Origin of the sequence: Lachnoclostridium sp. Marseille-P6806, assembly GCF_964238185.1 — a bacterium.
Lineage (GTDB): Bacteria > Bacillota > Clostridia > Lachnospirales > Lachnospiraceae > Brotaphodocola.
On sequence record NZ_CAXSLG010000002.1, the window covers coordinates 312,623 to 332,520 of the forward strand.

The window sequence follows — 19,898 nt, forward strand, 5'->3', positions numbered from 1 at the left end:
TTCCTTATTTGTCAATTTTCCTGTCTGATAATCCTATTTTAATCATTCATCTTCTGGAATGTAAGAACCATATCCGAAAGTTTTTCTTAAATGTTTAATGAAATTTTCCCGCAGTGCTCAGCCCCGTCTCAGCCGTTCCTCCAGCTCCCTGCACAGCCAGGGAATCTGGGACTCAAACTCTGCCCCATACCATCTGGCACTGTCAGAAGCAGCCGTTGCCTCAATGCAGCGTACCACATAATCTGCAGCCAGGGCCAGAGCATCTTTCAGTCTCATTCCCCGCATAATCCCCCCTGCAACAGTAGAGGAAAAAATATCTCCCGTTCCATGATAGCTCTGTTCACATCTGCGTGTGAAATACGAAAATTCATTCCCGTCCCGGTCCAAAGCAGCTACCCCCAGTTTTCCCGGCTCATAACTGACGCCAGTCAGAACCGCTGTGCCGCAGCCAAGCTCCAGAAGTGCTTCCAGAAGCTGGCGGATATAGGCCGGATCCTGCTCTGTTTTATAAGGAAGTCCCGTCAAAAGACTGGCTTCTGTCATATTGGGGAGAATCACATCAGCCTTTGCACATACCTCAGCCATTTCAGCTGGAAAAGCTTCATCAAAGGCTGCATAGAGCTTTCCATTATCTGCCATAGCCGGATCTACAATAACCATGCTTCTTTTCCCAGATGACCTGCCGGAAAACCGATCAAAAAAATCGCATACCTGATGGCACTGTTCTCCAGATGCCAGATATCCCGTATAAATTCCGTCAAAGCTTACCTGTTCCTTTTCCCATGCATCCGAAATCGGCTCAATCTGATCTGACAAATCCTTGCAGGTATAGGTCTGAAACATCGTGTGCGTAGAAAGTACTGCTGTAGGAAGAATCCCGCATTCTACTCCCATTGCTGATATAATAGGAAGCGCTACTGTAATGGAGCAGCGTCCCACACAGGAAATATCCTGTAAGGTTACAATTCTTTTCATCATCAAAACTCCTCCTGAAACTCTTAATACCAGAAGTATACAGAAAAGTGGATTGATTGAAAATAGCCATTTTCAAAGTTTATGACAAGGCCAGTTTGCTTTGCCTCTCCCTTTTTATTTTAAAGTTCTGAAAAATTCTGGAAAGAGTCCAAAACCCCATTGACAGTTTGTTTTCCATAAGCTATAATTTAAGTTCACCGATGAGTCGCGGTGAGCCAGTAAGGGGTTGTACTGGTTTCGACGGGGGTCATGCAGCTGGTGAAGCTATCCGCATGCAATGCGTCAAATGGCAAAATTAAAATTAAACGCTGAAGATAATTTAGCATACGCAGCCTAATGGCTGCTGTCAGCCTTAGTGCACTCACACATTAAGAATCTGGCATCGACGATGTGAGAAACGACATACATTAAGCTTTGCGTGTATGGGCGTATGATGAAGCTACTGAAACCGCAAGAGTGTCTGTTCCCGTGCGGCAGAGGGAATGTCAAATAACCGACTATGATAGTAGAAGAACAGGGAATTGGTTTTCGGACAGGGGTTCGATTCCCCTCAGCTCCACTAAAAAGCCTTGAAGCTACGGTTTCCTTTAAAACCGTAGCTTCAAGGCTTTTTTATTCCATTCCAAACTCAGTCTTCTCCCAGCAGAATTTCCACCTTCTCCCTGTCAAATTCCACTGAGGACACACCGTCCACCTCAATCTGATACAGGGCATTGGCTGCAAGATGCTCTGCTGCCTGCTCCAAATCCCGGATACCACTGGTATTTTCAAATCTATGGATGACTGCATCCAGTCCGCTTTCTGTCATCACACATTCCTCCGGCCTTAAGCTCATGCGTCGGAGTACCTTAGGAAGCGCAAATCGAGAAAAAATAATCTTTTTCTCCTCTGCTGTATAGTCAGGAATATCAATCACAGCAAACCGCGACATGAGAGGCGCGCTGATTCGTGATTTATCATTTGCTGTTGCTATGGGATACACGCCCATGGTAGGCACCATACACTCCATATAATTGTCAGTAAAGCCCAGGTTGTCCAGAAGTGTCAGAAGCACGTCCGCCGGGTTTCCACTTCCTCTGGCAGATGTAGCCTTATCCAATTCATTAATAATAAACACCAGATTGGATTCTCCTGCCATAGAAAATGCCTCCATAATTATGCCCGGTTTGGCATTGGCATAAACTCTGGAGCTTCCAGTCAGCTGCTCTGGATCGCTGATAGAGCTCATATCAAGAGTAGTCCAGGGAAGCTTCAAAATCCTGGCAACCGCATATGCAATCTGAGATTTTCCTGTTCCCGCAGGCCCCACCAGCAAAAGCCCGTAGGCTGGCAGCGTATGAGTTCTGTTGATCTGAATAATCGTCTCCATGATCCTCTGCTTCACCCGCTCCAGTCCGTAAAGCTCCTCATCTAAAATCCTGCGGGCCTCTTTCGGATCAATAGACTCAAAATAGTGGTTCTTCCACTGAATATTCATCATAATAGAAAGAGCTCTCTGGGCGTGGCGCCGCTCTTCTGGAGAAACCTCGCTGGAACGGGCAACCGCAAGATTCCGTCTTGCCCAAAGACGGATATGGTCCGGCAGAGTCTTTCCAGCGCAGGTCATAAAGTCTGTAATGCTCTGCAGACTGGTCAGCTTCATGTCATCGCCATCCTCTTCCTGTCCCTCCTCCCCTGCTTCCTCTGCAGGCGCAGGGCTGGCAAACAGCCTTTCAATCATAAACTGCAGAAATCCGTCCTCTGCAGACAGCTTGGTTCCGCCGCCAAAGGCAATCTCCCGGATCCGGTAGACACAGTATCCTTCCTCCCTGTTTTCTCCAGAAAGGCGCACCGGAATATGGTTTTCTCCCAGCCACTTCAAAAGGCTTACAAAACGGGCATCCAGCTTCCGGATATCTGCTGCAGCCACACCGTCCTCCTCCTTAAATTCAAACGAAGTTCTCTTTACAGGATTGGTAAAGATCCCGCAAGAATGATGCGCCCACTTTCTCTCCCGGTTATCCAGAATCAAAATCGGCTGCTCTGGTGACGCCTCTGATTCACTGGACAGAAAGGTTGTATAGGTACACACTGCCTGGTCATTTTTTTCATCTGGCATGTGGTTAAAATCAAATACTGGCATAGCTTCTTCTCCCCTGTATGTTATGTTTTTATTGAATTTTCTCTCAGTTTACCATGATTTATTGTTCTCTACAACCCTATTTTCCGCCTTCCCTCAGCTTCCGAAGTATCCTATTTTAAGCACCTCTCCTGCATTCTATAATATAAGGCACTTTTCCATCCCGCTGTGGTTCATTTTTTCTTCAGTTTTTCCGCACTTAAAAGCCGCCTTGCCGCCTCCCTGGTATCTTCCGGAGAGCCAAAGGTGGAAAATCGAAAATACCCTTCCCCACAGGCTCCAAATCCCGCTCCCGGAGTCCCTACAATCTGAAGTTCCCGAAGAAGATAATCAAAAAACTCCCAGCTTCCCATAGAATCCGGGCATTTCATCCAGATATAAGGAGCATTTTTTCCACCGCAGTACCAGATTCCCAGCCGATCCAGGGCATCCATCAGACAGGCTGCATTTTCCTTGTAAATCCTGATATTTTCCCGGATCTGCTTTTGTCCTTCTTCCGAAAACACTGCCTCTGCCCCCTTTTGAATCACATAAGAAACGCCATTGGTCTTGGTTGTACGGTTTCTCACCCACATCTGGTTCAGATTCATCCCTCCCCGGATCAATTCCTGAGGAATCACGGTATATCCACACCTTGTTCCTGTAAATCCTGCTGTTTTGGAAAGAGAACAGATTTCAATTGCACACTCCCTTGCGCCATCAATTTCAAAAATACTGTGAGGCAAGCTATCATCCTCAATAAAGGCTTCATAGGCTCCGTCAAAAAGAATCACTGCATCTGTGCTTCGCGCATAGTCCACCCAGACCTTCAGCTTTTCACAGTCAAAAACAGCACCGGTGGGATTATTTGGGGAACAGAGATAAATAATGTCAGCCTGAAGCGAAGGATCCGGAACCGGCAAAAATCCGTTTTCCTTTCCCGACGGAAGATGGAGAATCCTGTTTCCTGCCATAACATTGGCATCCACATATGCAGGATAGGCCGGCTCCATAATTAAAACCGTCTTGTCCCTGCCAAACAGATCCAAAATATCCCCCAGCTCATCACTTGCTCCGCTGGATACAAAAACCTCCTCCGGCAGAAGGCTGACGCCCCTGTTCCGATAATATTCTGCAATTCTGCGGCGCAGAGCCGGATCTCCGCACTCTGGCATATAGCCGTGAAAAGTCGCTGCCTTTGCCTGATCCTCCACAGCCTCGTGAAGTGCACGGATCACCGCACCACACAGGGGGCGGGAAACGTCGCCGATTCCCATACGATACAGGCGCGCACCCGGATGCTCCTCCAGATAAGCTCCTGTTTTCTGGGCGATATGATAAAATAAATAAGAATCTTTTAAATTGTTATAATTTGTATTGGGTATCATTCCGCTTTCCTCTCGCTTTCTTTTTCTTTCTGTCACAAATCCCTCTGGGATAATCTCCGCTCAAACCGGTCTTTTCTGGTATCCTCTGGCACAGCTGTAGGATATTCTCCGTTAAAGCAGGCTGCACAGTAGTTTTCACCGCCTGTCAGACGATCAAGTGATTCCATGGGCAGATACCCCAGGGAATCCGCTCCGATTATCTCTGCAATCTCCTCCATGCTATGATGGCAGGCAATCAGGTTCTCCTCAGAATCAATATCCGTTCCATAATAACAGGGATGAAGAAATGGAGGCGCAGAAATTCTCATGTGGATTTCCGTGGCACCCGAATCCCGCAGCAGGTTCACAATCCTTTTGCTTGTCGTTCCCCGAACAATGGAATCGTCAATAATAATGACCCTCCGCCCACGGATTACACTTTCCACCGGACTTAATTTGATCCGCACCTGATCCAGACGGTTGTTCTGCCCAGGAGAAATAAAAGTTCTTCCAATGTATTTGTTTTTGATCAGTCCGATTCCATAAGGAATTCCCGATGCCTCTGCATATCCCAAAGCTGCATCCAGTCCGCTGTCCGGAACGCCGATTACAATATCTGCGTCAACCGGATATGACTCTGCCAGTAGTTTTCCCGCTCTTTTTCTTGATTCATGGACGGAAATTCCATCGATAACTGAATCCGGCCTTGCAAAATAGATATATTCAAAAATACAGGTTTTTCGCCCCTGTTTTCCACAGTGTTCTCTGCGGGATACTACCTTTCCATCCTGAAAAACAAGAATTTCTCCCGGCTCCAGATCCCGGACCAGCTGCGCCCCTATCGCTGACAGCGCGCAGCTTTCCGAAGCAACCACCCACGAGCCATCCGGCATTTTCCCATAGCACAGAGGACGAAAGCCAAAGGGATCCCGCACTGCAATCATTTTTGCAGAAGACATTAAAACTATGGAATAAGCCCCCTCCAAAGCATTCATTGCATTGCTGACAGCCTCCTCAATACTGGTTGTGCGAAGCCTCTCTCTTGTAATGATGTAGGCAATGGTTTCTGTATCGCTGGTGGTATGAAAAATCGCGCCGGAAAGTTCCAGCTGATCCCGCAGCTTCAGCGCATTGCTCAAATTTCCGTTATGTGCCAGCGCCATTTTTCCTTTCTGGTGATTTACTTCAATGGGCTGACAATTATTTCGTGTATTTCCTCCTGTAGTTCCATATCGCACATGGCCAACCGCCATGGTTCCCTCCGGCAGATGAGACAGGATATCCTTCGAAAATACTTCGTTAACAAGTCCCAAATCCTTATAAGATGAAAATATGCCGTCATCATTGACTACAATCCCACAGCTCTCCTGCCCCCGGTGCTGAAGCGCATACAAACCATAGTAGACAATTTCCGCCACCGCTTCCCGCCTCGGACTTATGATCCCAAACACACCGCATTCCTCATGAACAGCCATAATCTGATTCCCTCCTGAATCTTATTTCCTAATGTCCTGTTTTAAGGCAGCACCTATGAAACCGCAAAACAAGGGATGCGGTTCATTGGGACGGCTCTTAAACTCCGGATGAAACTGAACGCCCACATAAAACGGATGATCAGAAAGTTCCACTGTCTCCACCAGCCGTCCCTCAGGAGAGGTTCCGCTGATTCTCAGACCTGCCTGCTCCAGCTTCTCCCTGTACGTATTATTAAACTCATACCTGTGGCGATGGCGTTCATAAATCAGATCGGCGCCATAACATTCTTCCATTTTTGTATTCTCCTGAATCAGACAGGGATAGCTTCCCAGGCGAAGGGTTCCTCCCTTATCCAGATCCTCACTCTGACCAGGCATAAAATCAATGACCTTATTGGCGCACTGCTCATCAAACTCTCCAGAGTGGGCATCCAGAAGTCCTGCTTTATTCCGCGCATACTCGATTACAGCAATCTGCATTCCCAGACAGATACCAAGATAAGGGATCTTATGCTCTCTGGCATACTCTGCTGCCAGAATCATGCCTTCAATTCCACGGCTTCCAAAACCACCGGGAATGAGAATTCCCTGTAGCCCTGCCAGGATTTCCCCGACATTTTCCCTGGTAATGGATTCAGAATCAATCCAGTGGATCCTTACATGAGAATGATAAGCATAGCCTGCATGGTTCAGCGCCTCTGCCACAGATAGATAAGCATCATGAAGCTTCACATATTTTCCCACCAGACCAATGGAAACCTCCTGATCCCGATTACAAATTCTCTCCACCAGCTGCTCCCACTCCCGCAGATCCGCTTTTGGCGGATCCAGATGAAGTTTTCTGCACACTGCATCAGAAAAATTCTGCTTTTCCAGCATCAGAGGAGCTTCATACAGATTAGGCAGTGTTCTGTTTTCAATAACGCAGTCCTGGCCGACATTGCAAAACAGAGAAATTTTCTGAAAAATAGATTCCTCCAGCGGTTCATCGCAGCGCAGAACAATAATGTCAGGATTGATCCCCATTCCCTGCAGTTCCTTCACAGAATGCTGGGTTGGCTTTGACTTGTGTTCCTCGGATCCCTTTAAATACGGCACAAGGGTCACATGAATAAACATGCTGTTTTCCCGTCCAACCTCAAGAGAAATCTGGCGCACTGCTTCCAGAAACGGCTGGGACTCTATATCGCCGATGGTTCCTCCTATCTCTGTAATTACCACATCTGCGTCTGTCTGCTTTCCCACCCGGTATACAAACTCCTTAATCTCATCTGTAATATGGGGAATCACCTGCACCGTAGAGCCCAGATACTCTCCCCGGCGCTCTTTGTTCAATACATTCCAATAGACCTTTCCTGTAGTCAGATTAGAATACCGGTTCAGATCCTCATCAATAAACCGCTCATAATGTCCCAGATCCAGATCGGTTTCTGCCCCATCCTCTGTGACAAATACTTCACCGTGCTGATAGGGGCTCATGGTTCCCGGATCTACATTGATATAGGGATCCAGCTTCTGTGCCGCCACCTTCAGTCCTCTCGCCTTTAAAAGTCTTCCCAGAGACGCTGCTGTAATTCCCTTTCCCAGACCGGATACCACGCCTCCTGTTACAAAAATATACTTTGTCATTGCTGTTTCCTTTCTTTTACTCTCATTCCCGCATCACTGCTATTTCCCGCTGGCTCCGTAGTTAGAAAGCACGCGGGCCGAGGGATCGTTGACATCACAGCCCTCCCATTCCTTGTTTGGCATCCAGAAGCCGGCAATCATTTCCGCCTGACCAGGATAATAAGATTCGAAAATTTCCCGGTACAGCAGTGACTCCTTGGTAAAAGGCCGGGCATAAGAATACTCTGCCGCTTTCTTCTCAAACTCCTCCTGCGTGTATTTCTTCTCTGCATATTCCTTCAGATAATCAACCATGGAATGTCCGACTGCATCGGAAAACGCTGCCTTTTCTCTCCATAAAATCTCCTCTGGCAGATATCCATCCTCCTGAAAAGCACGGCGAAGAAGATATTTTCCCTTTCCGTAGTGATTCATCTTCAATTCCGGCTCTACTGACATCACATATTTTACAAAGTCCAAATCCCCAAAGGGAACTCGCGCCTCCAGGGAATTGACGGAAATGCACCGATCTGCCCGGAGAACATCATACATATGAAGCTCGTGAATTCTCTTTTCCGACTCTCTTTGAAATGCCTCTGCATTCGGCGCAAAATCAGTATATTTGTATCCAAACAGCTCATCAGAAATTTCTCCTGTGAGAAGGACGCGGATATCCGTTTCCTGATGAATGGCTCTGCACACCAGATACATTCCCATAGATGCCCGGATCGTAGTAATATCATAGGTTCCTAACAGGTAAATCACATGCTCCAGTTCCGAAATCACCTGCTGCGGAGTCATAAATACCTCTCTGTGATCACTTCCAATATAATCAGCCACCTGCCGCGCATATTTCAAATCAATGGCGTCCTCGCTCATGCCAATCGCAAAGGTTCGAATTGGCTCCTTGCTTTTTCTGGCTGCAATGGCGCAGACCAGGGAGGAATCCAGTCCGCCTGAAAGGAGGAAGCCTACCTTTGCGTCCGCTACCAGACGCTTTTCCACACCTGCAGTCAGTTTATCATGAATTTTTCGGCAAACAGTTTCCAAATCATCCCGGCATGCAGACTCCGGATGAGAAATATCGCAGTAGCAGACAAACTCTCCGTCCTTATAATAATATCCTGGAGGAAACGGCATAATCCGCTCCACCAGCGATGTCAGATTTTTTGCTTCACTGGCAAAAACAATCACTCCATCCTCATCATATCCATAATACAGAGGACGGATTCCAATAGGATCTCTGGCCGCCAGATAGGTATTTGTCTCCCCATCGTAGAGGATACAGGCAAACTCTGCATCCAGCATGGCAAACATGTCTGTTCCGTATTCCCGGTACATGGGTAGGAGCACTTCGCAGTCAGACTCACTCACAAAGGTGTATTTATCAGAAAGTTCTTTTTTCAGCTTCTCAAAGCCATAGATTTCACCATTGCAGACCACATAGCTACTGCCCAGGCTAAAAGGCTGCATTCCCGATGGAGTAAGTCCCATAATCGCCAGACGGTGAAACCCCAGGTAGCCGTTTCCCGTATCCACAACACGGCTGTCATCCGGTCCTCTGGATATCGTTTTTTCAAAGCCCTCCATAAATCGCTCATAGTCTGCGCTGGCGCCGCAGTATCCCATAATTGAACACATAGATAGTTTCCTCCAAAATCAATGTAATTCATACAGGCAATCACCTGCAGCTTCTGCAAGTGGTTGCCTGTATGTGCTTCTTTTCTTATTTGGCTTTTATCGCCGTATTTTCTCTATCCTGTTATTCTGTTTTTAATCTCAGCGGACGCTGAATAAAATATCTCCATAGGTGGGGAATGGCCAGTATGCCTTTGCCGTCAGGATTTCTGCCTGATCGCAGACAGCCCGCAGCTCTTCCATCTTTGCAAGCACTTCATCCCGAATCATAGCTGACTCCTGAATCACATTTTCCGCCTGCTGAACCTCTGACAAAGCCTGAATCAACTCCTCCCTTTTAACCGCCATCTCATCTGTCAGACCAGACAGACGGCTTACCAGGTCTTTTTCGTAGCTGCAGGCAATTTTAGCATCCAACGCTTTTTTCGCCGCTGCCGTTTTGGAAAGTTCCAGGGAATAAGCGGAAACTGCGGGAGCTATCTCTGTCTGTACCATCTCAGTCATGGTATTTGCTTCGATGATTATTGTTTTGCAATAGTTTTCCAGCATAATCTCACACCTTGATCTTAACTCAGCTTCAGAAAATACCTTATGGGAAGTCAGCATCTCTACATTTTTCTTGTCCAGAAGATGGGGCATGCAGTCTGCCGTTGTCCGGTAATTCAGAAGACCTCTCTTCTGGGTTGCCTCCTGAATCCAGGACTCGTCATAGCCATTTCCATTAAAGATAATATTTTTATGATCCTGAATGGTTTTCCGAATCATGGCATGAAGAGCTGTCTCAAAATCCTCTGCTTTTTCCAGACGATCCGCATAAATTCTCAGGCTTTCAGCCACAGCGCTGTTTAACATAATATTGGCACAGGCGATACTGTTGGAGGATCCCAGCATACGGAATTCAAATTTATTTCCCGTAAAAGCAAAGGGGGAGGTTCTATTCCGATCCGTAGTGTCCCGGTTAAACTTCGGCAGCACATCTACCCCCAGCTTCATCTGGGTTTTCTGGGTTCCTGCATAGGGAATATCCTTTTCTATGGCCTCCAGCACAGCGTTTAATTCATCTCCCAAAAAAATGGATACGACTGCCGGCGGCGCTTCGTTGGCTCCCAGACGGTGATCATTCCCTGCTGTTGCTACAGAAAGGCGAAGCAGATCCTGATAATCGTCTACCGCCTTGATCACCGCACAAAGGAAAAGGAGAAACTGGGCATTCTCATAAGGGGTGTCTCCTGGAGAAAGGAGGTTGACTCCAGAATCTGTGGAAATAGACCAGTTGTTGTGTTTTCCACTCCCATTGACACCTGCAAAGGGCTTTTCATGAAGCAGACAGGCCAGACCATGCTTCGCCGCCACCTTCTGCATAATCTCCATGGTAAGCTGGTTATGATCCGTTGCTATATTCGTTGTTGTATACACAGGAGCCAGCTCATGCTGTGCCGGAGCCACCTCATTATGCTCTGTTTTGGCAAGAATTCCCAGTTTCCACAGTTCCTTATTCAAATCCTCCATATAAGCCTCTACTCTCGGCTTAATCACACCGAAATAATGATCATCCATTTCCTGTCCCTTTGGAGGTTTTGCTCCGAACAGGGTACGTCCGGTAAACCGGAGATCTCTTCTCTGATCATACATTTCTTTTGTTATCAAAAAATATTCCTGCTCCGGTCCAACTGACGTGGACACATATTTCACATCCTTATTTCCAAAAAGACGGAGAATCCGAAGAGCCTGCTTATTCAGTGCCTTCATGGAACGAAGCAGCGGTGTTTTCTTATCCAGCGCTTCACCGCCATAGGAGCAAAAGGCAGTGGGAATACAAAGCGTCTTTCCTTTCACGAATGCGTAGGAAGTTGGATCCCATGCTGTATAACCTCTAGCCTCAAAGGTTGCTCTCAAACCTCCCGAAGGAAAAGATGAGGCATCCGGTTCTCCCTTAATCAGCTCTTTCCCGGAAAACTCCATAATCACTCCTCCTGCTGGAGAGGGAGAAATAAAGCTGTCATGCTTTTCCGCCGTAATGCCTGTAAGCGGCTGGAACCAGTGGGTATAATGGGTTGCTCCGTGGGCTACAGCCCAGTCCTTCATTGCTGCAGCAACGGAATTAGCTACGGTAATATCCAGCTTAGCGCCCTCGTCAATGGTCTTTCGCAAAGACTGGTATACCTTTGCAGAAAGATTGGCTTTCATTTCTCTGTCATCAAATACCTTACATCCAAAATACTCGGGAATCTTTTTCATAATTGTTATTCTCCTTCCGCCTACAGCGGCAAGGGCGCCTGTCATGTTCTCCATGATAGACGCCCTTGCCTTTGCTGAATGATATAAAAGAAAAGGCGTCTCTGAGATTTGTATCTCACAGACGCCTTTGCCTTTATGCAGAAGATAATACACCCAGTAAATTCATTTGTCAATTATTTTTTTGTCTGATTAAAAAAACTTTATTTTCTTAATTTTTTACTTTATTTTCTTTTCCCAAGTTCCCAAAAAGCCACAGCACTGGCTGCCGCCACATTCAGAGAATCCACTCCATGGGCCATGGGAATCATCACCGTGTAATCACAGTCGGCAATGGTTTTTTCTGACAGCCCATCACCCTCAGTTCCCAACACAATGGCAAGCCGCTCCTCTGCCATCAGAGCCGGGTGATCCACACTTACTGAGTCCTGCTTCAGCGCCATGGCCGCCGTTCGAAATCCCAGCTTCCTGAGGTTCTTTTGCCCTTCCTCCGGCCAGCTGCAGATTTTCTCATCCAGAAAGGTCCAGGGAATCTGAAATACGGTTCCCATGCTGACCCGGGCAGCCCTCCGGTACAGCGGATCACTGCAGCCAGGAGTCAAAAGCACTGCATCCATTCCCAAGGCGGCTGCAGAACGAAAAATCGCCCCCACATTAGTCGGATTCATCACCCGCTCCATAACGGCAATCCTCCGCGCTCCGGCGCAGACAGCTTCTAAAGTCGGCAATGGTTTTCTCCTCATAGCACAGAGCAGCCCGCGGGTCAGCGCAAATCCAGTCAGACGAGTCAGAATCTCAAATTCAGCTGTGTACACTGGCGTATGCTCACACCGCATAAGAATCCTTTGTGCATCTCCATATAGTTCTCTTGTTTCTGCCAGAAAAGAAAGAGGCTCATAACCTGCGTTCAGGGCCCGTTCGATTACATTGGGGCTTTCTGCTATAAAAATCCCTGCATCCGGTTCATATAGATGGTACAGCTGGTTTTCAGAAAGCCTTGCGTACACATCCAGCTCCGGCGCCATAAAATCCATAATGGGGATGATTCTGTCTGTCCTGATATCCATTTTACTCTCCTGCCTCTTCTAATTTTTCTTTTGTCCTTCCTGGGCCAAGCTGCTGCTCGCACCAGCCCAGGATATCATCATAAACCTGTTTTCGGTTGATTTCGTTTAAAACCTCATGGCGTGCCCCCGGATAAATTCTGCAAGCTGTATTTTTTACTCCTGCCTTCCTGTAAAGTCCAGCCACTTTTTTTGTTCCCCGGCCAAAATCTCCCAGAGGATCCTCTCCTCCGGACAAAAGCAGAATCGGGAGTTTTTCTGGTATCTGTTTCATCAGCAGCCTGTCATTGGCATAATAAACGGCATCTACCAGTCCGTAAAACCCGTTCAGACTAAATGAAAACTGACTGCGGGGGTCTGCATAGTAGTCCTTTGCCAGTTCGGTATCTCTGGTCAGCCAGCTGTCTTCCGGCCTCTTTCCGGAAAGATCATACCGGCTGTATTTCCCGGAAAACACAGTTTTTTCTGCCAGCGGACTGTACGTATGCCATCCCTGTCCTGCCGCTGCAATCCTTAAAAGAATCAACCCGATCCCTGCAATCCATGTGGGAATTCTTCCCGTTCCCGCCAGGATCACGCCAGAAAGCCCTCTGCCGTATTTGGTTATATAGCACCTGGTCAGAAACGACCCCATACTGTGTCCCAACATGAAATAAGGAAGCCCCGGATACCTGCTTTCCATCTGCTTTCTCACCTGATGCATATCACAAATCAGGCAGCTACATCCCGGCTCGTCAGAAAAATACCCCCGCATATCTTCAGAAATAACGGAGTCTCCATGTCCCAGCTGGTCACAGACTGCCACTGCAAAGCCTTGGTCTGCCAGTGTACTGGCCGTCTCCTGATATCGTTCTCTGTATTCTATCATTCCATGAGTAATCTGGACAACCGCCCTGCAGCTTCCCTCCTCCGGAATCCATTCCGTTCCGTAAATCACTGTTTTTCTATCTGATGACAGAAAATGAAATTCTCTTTTCTCTGCCAAACCCCTTCCTCCTTCCGGAAATCCCCCTCAAAGTCTTTCTTTTTCTTCATTCATAACATACTTTTTTCTGAAAAGCAAGCATTCCCCATCCAGCTGTAAAGTCTTTTGTATCCCTCCCACTCTGCGAGACTTTAAACAGAAAATCGTATACCTGAACTGACTGTTTTTCACTTCATGCATTTGTGGATATTGCATATGTTCTGGCTTTTACCACTATACTATGACAGAAAAACAAGATAGTTTTTTGTAAATCCAGAATCTAAACAATTTCTGTTTTTTCTGATATACTAAAAAACAATGTGAAAGTTTCTATGAAAGTACCCTATATCTGCAGCCAGATCGGAATGGTGCAGAAGAAAGAAGTGAACGACAGAATATGAAAGAACAAGAATTGAAAAAACTTCTTTGCCTGACTCCAGAAGAAGAACAGTATCTGACAGAAAAATTCCAGATTGCAGATGAGCATACTGCAGCAGAGCTTGAATTTGAACCATTTTTTCATAACCGTCAAATGATTGCTGTACGGCTGCTGGATGCAGAAGCAGGAATTCCCACGCACAAACACAAATACATTGAAATGTTTTATGCTTATTCCGGTTCCATTACCCATCAGATCAACGGAACCGAGATAACGCTCAACGAAGGGGATCTCCTGTTTATGAACCAATATGTGGAGCACGGCAGGCCTCCCGGAGAGAAAGGGAATCTCGGAATTGTTTTTATTATTCGTCCGGAATTTTTCGATATTCCCCTGCAGATGATTTCAGAGGAAAATGAAATCAGAGCTTTCCTTGTAAATTCTCTGCGCCAGAACAATCCTGTTTCCCAGTATCTTCTGCTGCATACCAACGGACTTCGGCTGATTCACAACCTTGTGGACAATCTGCTTCAGATTTCCTGTGAAAAACCCGGCAACGCGCTTGCTTTATACCAGTATACCATGGGATTGATTTTTCTCCATCTGACAGACAGCTCTCACTGTATCAGCAGCAATTTTTTCCATGGTTACAGAGACACCATTATACGGGAAACTCTGAGCTGTATTGATTCCCATTACAGTACCGTAACCTTAAGCCAGCTGGCCGATGATTTCCACCAGCCCCTGTCCACCATGAGCAAAATTATCAAAGAAGAAACCGGCCATACATTCCGGGAGCTTTTGATGAAAAAGCGGTTCCAGATGGCTGTCCAGCTGCTTCTTGAGACGGATCTCCGGGTTGAGGAAATTGCCATTTATGTAGGCTACGAAAATCTCAGCTATTTTTACCGTCAGTTTAAAAAACGGTGCAAAATGACTCCGCGTCAGTACCGGCTGATTCATAAAAACGGATTCTTCCGCAGAGCATAGTGCTTCTGCGAGAGGATCCGTTTTTTACTTGCTTTCTTTTCTGCAAGTGATATAATAAAGCCGATTAATCGACAGGGAGGCAATCAAAATGGAGATACAACAGGAACTTCTGAATGCTCTTGACATAGATTATTCTTACCGTCTGGCCAAAAAAATGGAACAGTTTCGCACTCATCCAGAACTGGGATACCGGACCTCAGGTTCCCGGGCCGAATTCCAGACAGGAGAAATGCTGAAAGAGGAAATGGAACGGATCGGTCTTTGTTCCGTTACCAAAGATCCCGTTACGGCAGACGGCTGGGAATTTAAAAAGGCTCTTCTCTCCTACACCGCGCTGGATGGAGAAAAACGCTCTGTTCTCTTAGGTGCTTATCAGACCACCATGGTCACAGACGGCCCCCGGGAATATCCCCTTTTGTATCTGGGCAAGGGTACGGAGGCGGATTACGAAGGCAGAGATGTATCGGGAAAACTGGTTCTGGTAGAAATCAATCAGAGAGATGAATGGTGGATCAATTATCCTGTTTACCAGGCCCATTTAAAGGGAGCTGCGGCTCTGATTGCCGTTCAGAGCGGAGGATACGGCGAGATCGACGATGAAGCGCTTAATGCCCAGGATATTGCCGGACCGGAAAACGCACCGGCCTTTTCCATTTCCAGAAAAGACGCCGCCCCCTTAAAGGCCATGCTGACGGCAAACGAAAATACAGACTGTCCCGGACAACTTCTTGTTACGCTTGATGCCGATACAAGAGTTACCCGCGGCTGCACCACCTACAACATAACCGGTACCATTCCCGGCCTTCACCCGGAGCGGATGATTCTTCTGTCTGCCCATTACGACTCTTATTTCAGCGGATTTCAGGATGACAATACTGCCGTTTCCATGATGCTTGGAATTGCCAGAGCCTTGATTCGCAGCGGCTATCAGCCCCGGAACACTCTTGTGTTTTGCGCCATGGCCGCAGAGGAATGGGGAGTTGCCGACTCCAGCTTTGACTGGTCCACCGGCGCCTATGAACAGGTTTTCACCGCTCATCCTGAATGGGCTGGAAAGGTCATTGCTGATTTGAACTTTGAGCTTCCTGCTCTGGCCCACGGAACCCGCGCAAGAATCCGCAGCTGCTACGAATACACCAGCTATCTGAATGAATTCCTCCGGCAGCTTCCGCCCCTTACAAAGGCTTATCCGGATGAAACCAGTGTAACAGCCCCCATCGAAACCTGGTCTGATGATTTTTCCATTGCCATTGCAGGCATCCCTTCTATGGTAAATGATTTTACAGGCGGCAGCTTTATGGAAACCCACTATCACTCTCAGTTTGACAACGATGATTATTATGACGAGGATGTGTACCGTCTCCACCACGAGCTGTTTCTTCTCCTTGTTCATGAGCTGGATCAGACTGCCGTTGTTCCACTGAATTTTGCCCCTGTCATGCATCGGGCCGCAAAGGCTCTCAAATGTGAAGGCCCCAAGGAGGTTTCCGCCAGCTTTGCCTCACTGAAGAAGCTTCTTTCTCAGGCAGAGCTGTCTGCGGAGGCTGCTTACAAGACTGTCGAGAAAACAAATCTCCAGTACCGTACCCTTTTGCAGGAGGGACACCTTTCGGAGGCAGAACAGCTTTTTGAAAATTCCCGGCAAGACGAACGCCATGCCTTAGAACTGTTTTTGCTGGCCCAGGACGAGCTTGTCCGGATCGACTGGTACGGCAATGTATTTTATCCTCATGAAATTTTCATAAAACGACTGTCCCTTCTGGACAATGCGATTGAAAACCTGAAGCAGAATGATTTAAAGTCTGCTCTGGGAAGCCTGTATCAGTTAGACAACAATGCCTATGCTTTTATGTTTGACGAACAGGTTTACAATCACTTTACCGAGTACGCCTTCCACCAGCCGCGGGAACGCCTGAAATGGGGCTATCAACGGCTGCTTCCCCACCAGAATCTGTACCACCTGGTAAAGGCTCTTCTGGCAAAGAAAAAAACAAAGTCTTCTGATTTTCAGGAGGAAATCCGCCTTCTCACCCGTATCCGCTCCACTCAGCTGGAGGAGCTTTCCATGGCTCTGGAGCGCTTAAAAGCCCTGGCAGAGAAAGCCTTTCTTGTATAACAAAACAGGAACGGAAAACAACGAAACTGCAATTGCAGAAATACCTCAGAAAGGAAAGGCAGACCGATCTTCTGCCGGATTTTTATGGACAGTACAACGCTATACCGCGTAACCCGAGATGATTTACCAAAGCTGGAACTGCTGCTGAATCAGTGTTTCGCCCACGATCCCCTTTACGAAACTCTGATCCCGGACCCGGATATCAGAACCCGCCTGATGCCGGAGCTGTTCCACTGCGATATGACTGAATTTTATGAAACATGTGAAATATTCGCCGACAGCCCTGAATTAAACGGAGTGCTTGTGGTTTCTGACGAAGCAGAGCCCTACAATTTTATTCATTTTTATCTGTCAGAAGCCAAGGCCCTTCTCCAGACAGACACCTATCTGATCAAGGAGGACCCGACGCTTAAAACCTTCGGCAATTTTTTAAAGGGGGAGGATTATCTGAATTCCCGCTGGACAGAACGTCTTCATCAGAAGCAGCGGCTTCACATTATTTATCTGGCTGTCAATCCCCAGATGCAGCATCATGGAATTGCAGCTCTTCTTCTGGATGATGCCATCAACTATGCAAACCGCCATCAGATGATGATTTCACTGGAGACCCATAATGAAAAAAATCTGGAATTCTATCACCATTTCGGTTTCCAGCTGTATGACATTGTAGAAGCCCACTTTTCTTTAAAACAATATTGTATGATAAAAGAGCCGGCTCTGTAACGAGCCGACTCTCATTTTTTAGATTGCGCCTGCAAATCCTAAAACAGGAACTGTTCTGACCCCGCCTGTCCTCTGCTCTGTCTGTACAGGAGCAGTCTGAGACGCATAGGCTGCCGCGCGGCTTTTTGTTGAAGAAGAGATTGGATGACCGCAGGCCTCCATTCTTCTTAATACCTGCTGCTGACGGCGAGCTGCCAGACCTGGATTCCTGGTAGGCGCATATCTGGAAGGAGCATTAGGAACGCCAGCCAGAAGTGTGCACTCATACTCATTCATCTGCCAGGGCTCCTTGCCAAAATATCCGCGGCTGGCATCTCCTGCTGTATGGTATCCCTCACCAAAGGAAATACTGTTGACATACAGCTCAAGAATCTCGTCTTTACTGTACTTTCTTTCCAGCTCCAGTGCCGCAAAAACCTCAGCAATCTTTCTCTCCATCTTTTTTTCATGGCTGAAATACAGGTTCTTGGCCAACTGCTGGGTAATGGTACTTCCGCCCTCCACATACCGTCCTGCCCGAAGGTCATTGACCAGAGCACGGCAGATAGCAATCGGATCCAGACCGAAATGACTGTAAAATCTGTGATCCTCCACAGAAACCACTGCATTCAGATAGGTATCCGGCAACTCCTCCAGAGTCGTATAGCCTTCTTTGCTGCGAATGGAATCAACCATACTCTCCAGACTTGTCTCTGCAACTGCTGCCTGATACATCTCATAACCCTGTCCGGCAACGGTGAACCCGGTACAGGCTGCCGCAGTCATCATCATCGCTGCCACATATCCAATTATTTTCTTTATCATTGTCCACCGCTCCTTTCATGGTTTTCTTCGTTTTCATTTTACAAAACTATTTTACCATGAAATTTCCGGTAAGACTTTACCATTCCCTTAGGGTTTCTGAAAACATTTGAAACTTTCTGACGAATTTATTACGAATTCTTACATAAACTGATAAATATTGTATGCACAAATCAGCATGATCACTGCCATCAAACCGATAAACAGCTTATTTACCATATTAACGTCCATTCGTTTATTGACAATTCTTCCTGCTGCTCCTCCAAGAATTCCTCCGCCTACCATGAGAATCAGAAGTCCGACCTCAAATTCCGGCACTGTATGGGTAATCAGCGTATTCACCAGACTGGTAATCTGGGAGAACAAAATAATATACAGGGAGTTCTGTGCTGCTGTCTTAGTATCCATAGAGAAGAAATAAAACAATACCACCAGATTGATGGGGCCTCCGCCAATTCCCAGGAAGGAGGAACAGATTCCCAGAACAAGGCCAATCGCGATGCACACCAGCGGATTCTGAACGTGCAGCGTCTTAATCTGATCTTTTTTCAGCGTATAAATCATAGTTCCCAGAGTAATCATCAAAAGGCAGACTGCTTGAATAGCTCCTACCTGATCCTTATTTGTAAACATATCAGACAGATACTGGAACATCATTTTTCCTGTAACGCCGCCAATAGCTGCACCTATCGCCAGAGGAGTACCCGTCTTTAAATCAACCAGAGACTCTTTGCTGAGCCGTGCCTTCAAAACGGAATAGCAGGACATGGACAGAACCGTACAGCCTGATAAAAAGCTGATACTGGCTACACTCAATACTCCAAAGGCATCGAGAATTGGCTTAATCAGTACGCCGCCGCCGATTCCACAGATAGCCCCTACTACAGATGCTCCAAAGCTTACCCCAAGAAATATCAAATACAAATATAAACTCATAATGTTTCCTTCTCCTTCTTCTATACAGGAAAACCCGTCCTTTCCAAAATCTGGCAGGTACGGGAAACTCCTGTCTTGCTCTTACTGAAAAACAACTTCCCCCGCAATTCTTATCATTTCTGCTCCAAAGCAGCCTTCACTGCAGCAAACACACCCTCGGAGGTAACGGTCGCTCCGGATACTGCATCCACGCCTTCTACGGTTCCTTTTTCCAGAATCGCGCTGGTCAGCTCTTCCATAGCGGTTCCGCCGATTTCCGGAGTCTCTCCATCTCCCATCAGAAGCAGATCTGTAATCACTCCACTTTCATCAACAACCACCTGAGCCTGGATCTCTCCTCCAAAGCCCTTAGCTGTTCCTGTTAAGGCGCCCTCCACAGCAACTGCCTTGGTTTCTTCCTCAACAGCCTCTGCTTCCACAGCAGCCTTCACTGCAGCAAACACACCCTCAGAGGTAACGGTCGCTCCGGATACTGCATCCACGCCTTCTACGGTTCCTTTTTCCAGAATCGCGCTGGTCAGCTCTTCCA

General features: G+C 47.1%; 15 protein-coding genes and 1 other RNA gene. 4 read left to right on the forward strand and 12 right to left on the reverse strand.

Features of this window, described 5'->3' with window-relative positions; genetic code table 11:
- Window positions 1-117 precede the first annotated feature (117 nt).
- The gene (locus ACESON_RS03495; RefSeq protein WP_373108528.1) at window positions 118-978 is read right to left on the reverse strand and encodes a pyridoxamine kinase; all 861 of its coding nucleotides are present in this window, start codon (window positions 976-978) and stop codon (window positions 118-120) included.
- Between the two features lie 219 nt (window positions 979-1,197).
- Here ACESON_RS03495 and ssrA point away from each other — a divergent pair.
- Window positions 1,198-1,537, forward strand: a transfer-messenger RNA (tmRNA) gene (gene ssrA / locus ACESON_RS03500).
- A 66-nt stretch (window positions 1,538-1,603) separates the two neighbouring features.
- Here ssrA and ACESON_RS03505 read toward each other — a convergent pair.
- The 8 genes from ACESON_RS03505 to ACESON_RS03540 form a co-directional block, all read right to left on the reverse strand.
- Complete coding sequence (locus ACESON_RS03505) at window positions 1,604-3,097, reverse strand: AAA family ATPase (RefSeq protein WP_373108530.1); 1,494 nt, start codon at window positions 3,095-3,097, stop codon at window positions 1,604-1,606.
- A 170-nt stretch (window positions 3,098-3,267) separates the two neighbouring features.
- Complete coding sequence (locus tag ACESON_RS03510; RefSeq protein WP_373108533.1) at window positions 3,268-4,461, reverse strand: LL-diaminopimelate aminotransferase; 1,194 nt, start codon at window positions 4,459-4,461, stop codon at window positions 3,268-3,270.
- A 32-nt stretch (window positions 4,462-4,493) separates the two neighbouring features.
- Entirely contained in the window at window positions 4,494-5,915 is a 1,422-nt protein-coding gene (gene purF / locus ACESON_RS03515; RefSeq protein WP_373108535.1) for an amidophosphoribosyltransferase, read from the reverse strand.
- 21 nt (window positions 5,916-5,936) lie between these two features.
- Window positions 5,937-7,544: a CTP synthase gene (locus tag ACESON_RS03520; protein ID WP_373108536.1), complete on the reverse strand. Its 1,608-nt coding sequence runs from the start codon at window positions 7,542-7,544 to the stop codon at window positions 5,937-5,939.
- Between the two features lie 39 nt (window positions 7,545-7,583).
- A complete protein-coding gene (asnB, locus tag ACESON_RS03525; RefSeq protein WP_373108537.1) occupies window positions 7,584-9,164 on the reverse strand; it encodes an asparagine synthase B in 1,581 nt (526 codons plus the stop codon).
- 138 nt (window positions 9,165-9,302) lie between these two features.
- Entirely contained in the window at window positions 9,303-11,399 is a 2,097-nt protein-coding gene (locus ACESON_RS03530) for a glutamine synthetase III (RefSeq protein WP_373108538.1), read from the reverse strand.
- Between the two features lie 221 nt (window positions 11,400-11,620).
- Window positions 11,621-12,463, reverse strand: a complete 843-nt coding sequence (locus tag ACESON_RS03535) for a TrmH family RNA methyltransferase (RefSeq protein WP_373108539.1) — start codon at window positions 12,461-12,463, stop codon at window positions 11,621-11,623.
- A 1-nt stretch (window position 12,464) separates the two neighbouring features.
- Window positions 12,465-13,445 carry an alpha/beta fold hydrolase gene (locus ACESON_RS03540; protein ID WP_373108541.1) on the reverse strand — a complete coding sequence of 327 codons (981 nt, stop codon included), beginning with the start codon at window positions 13,443-13,445 and terminating at the stop codon, window positions 12,465-12,467.
- Between the two features lie 376 nt (window positions 13,446-13,821).
- Between ACESON_RS03540 and ACESON_RS03545 the strand changes: the two genes are divergently transcribed.
- The 3 genes from ACESON_RS03545 (at window position 13,822) to ACESON_RS03555 (ending at window position 17,632) form a co-directional block, all read left to right on the forward strand.
- Window positions 13,822-14,793: an AraC family transcriptional regulator gene (locus ACESON_RS03545; protein WP_373108543.1), complete on the forward strand. Its 972-nt coding sequence runs from the start codon at window positions 13,822-13,824 to the stop codon at window positions 14,791-14,793.
- Window positions 14,794-14,881: 88 nt separating this feature from the next.
- On the forward strand, window positions 14,882-16,909 hold the full coding sequence (locus ACESON_RS03550; RefSeq protein ID WP_373108544.1) for a M28 family peptidase: 2,028 nt from the start codon (window positions 14,882-14,884) through the stop codon (window positions 16,907-16,909).
- A gap of 84 nt (window positions 16,910-16,993) precedes the next feature.
- Entirely contained in the window at window positions 16,994-17,632 is a 639-nt protein-coding gene (locus ACESON_RS03555) for a GNAT family N-acetyltransferase (RefSeq protein WP_373108546.1), read from the forward strand.
- 18 nt (window positions 17,633-17,650) lie between these two features.
- On the opposite strand, the gene ACESON_RS03560 is transcribed toward ACESON_RS03555, so the two are convergent.
- The 3 genes from ACESON_RS03560 to ACESON_RS03570 all read right to left on the reverse strand — a co-directional run.
- Window positions 17,651-18,436, reverse strand: a complete 786-nt coding sequence (locus tag ACESON_RS03560; RefSeq protein ID WP_373108548.1) for a biosynthetic peptidoglycan transglycosylase — start codon at window positions 18,434-18,436, stop codon at window positions 17,651-17,653.
- Between the two features lie 138 nt (window positions 18,437-18,574).
- On the reverse strand, window positions 18,575-19,369 hold the full coding sequence (locus ACESON_RS03565) for a sulfite exporter TauE/SafE family protein (protein WP_373108550.1): 795 nt from the start codon (window positions 19,367-19,369) through the stop codon (window positions 18,575-18,577).
- Between the two features lie 113 nt (window positions 19,370-19,482).
- Window positions 19,483-19,898: FMN-binding protein (locus tag ACESON_RS03570; protein WP_373108552.1), on the reverse strand; the 416-nt coding region annotated here is incomplete at its 5' end.

Excerpts from the sequence above, each read along its gene's own strand:
- ACESON_RS03495 (WP_373108528.1), bottom strand. The coding sequence starts at position 978 with ATGATGAAAAGAATTGTAACCTTACAGGATATTTCCTGTGTGGGACGC.
- ACESON_RS03505 (WP_373108530.1), bottom strand. The coding sequence starts at position 3,097 with ATGCCAGTATTTGATTTTAACCACATGCCAGATGAAAAAAATGACCAG.
- ACESON_RS03510 (WP_373108533.1), bottom strand. The coding sequence starts at position 4,461 with ATGATACCCAATACAAATTATAACAATTTAAAAGATTCTTATTTATTT.
- purF (WP_373108535.1), bottom strand. The coding sequence starts at position 5,915 with ATGGCTGTTCATGAGGAATGCGGTGTGTTTGGGATCATAAGTCCGAGG.
- ACESON_RS03520 (WP_373108536.1), bottom strand. The coding sequence starts at position 7,544 with ATGACAAAGTATATTTTTGTAACAGGAGGCGTGGTATCCGGTCTGGGA.
- asnB (WP_373108537.1), bottom strand. The coding sequence starts at position 9,164 with ATGTGTTCAATTATGGGATACTGCGGCGCCAGCGCAGACTATGAGCGA.
- ACESON_RS03530 (WP_373108538.1), bottom strand. The coding sequence starts at position 11,399 with ATGAAAAAGATTCCCGAGTATTTTGGATGTAAGGTATTTGATGACAGA.
- ACESON_RS03535 (WP_373108539.1), bottom strand. The coding sequence starts at position 12,463 with ATGGATATCAGGACAGACAGAATCATCCCCATTATGGATTTTATGGCG.
- ACESON_RS03545 (WP_373108543.1), top strand. The coding sequence starts at position 13,822 with ATGAAAGAACAAGAATTGAAAAAACTTCTTTGCCTGACTCCAGAAGAA.
- ACESON_RS03550 (WP_373108544.1), top strand. The coding sequence starts at position 14,882 with ATGGAGATACAACAGGAACTTCTGAATGCTCTTGACATAGATTATTCT.
- ACESON_RS03555 (WP_373108546.1), top strand. The coding sequence starts at position 16,994 with ATGGACAGTACAACGCTATACCGCGTAACCCGAGATGATTTACCAAAG.
- ACESON_RS03560 (WP_373108548.1), bottom strand. The coding sequence starts at position 18,436 with ATGATAAAGAAAATAATTGGATATGTGGCAGCGATGATGATGACTGCG.
- ACESON_RS03565 (WP_373108550.1), bottom strand. The coding sequence starts at position 19,369 with ATGAGTTTATATTTGTATTTGATATTTCTTGGGGTAAGCTTTGGAGCA.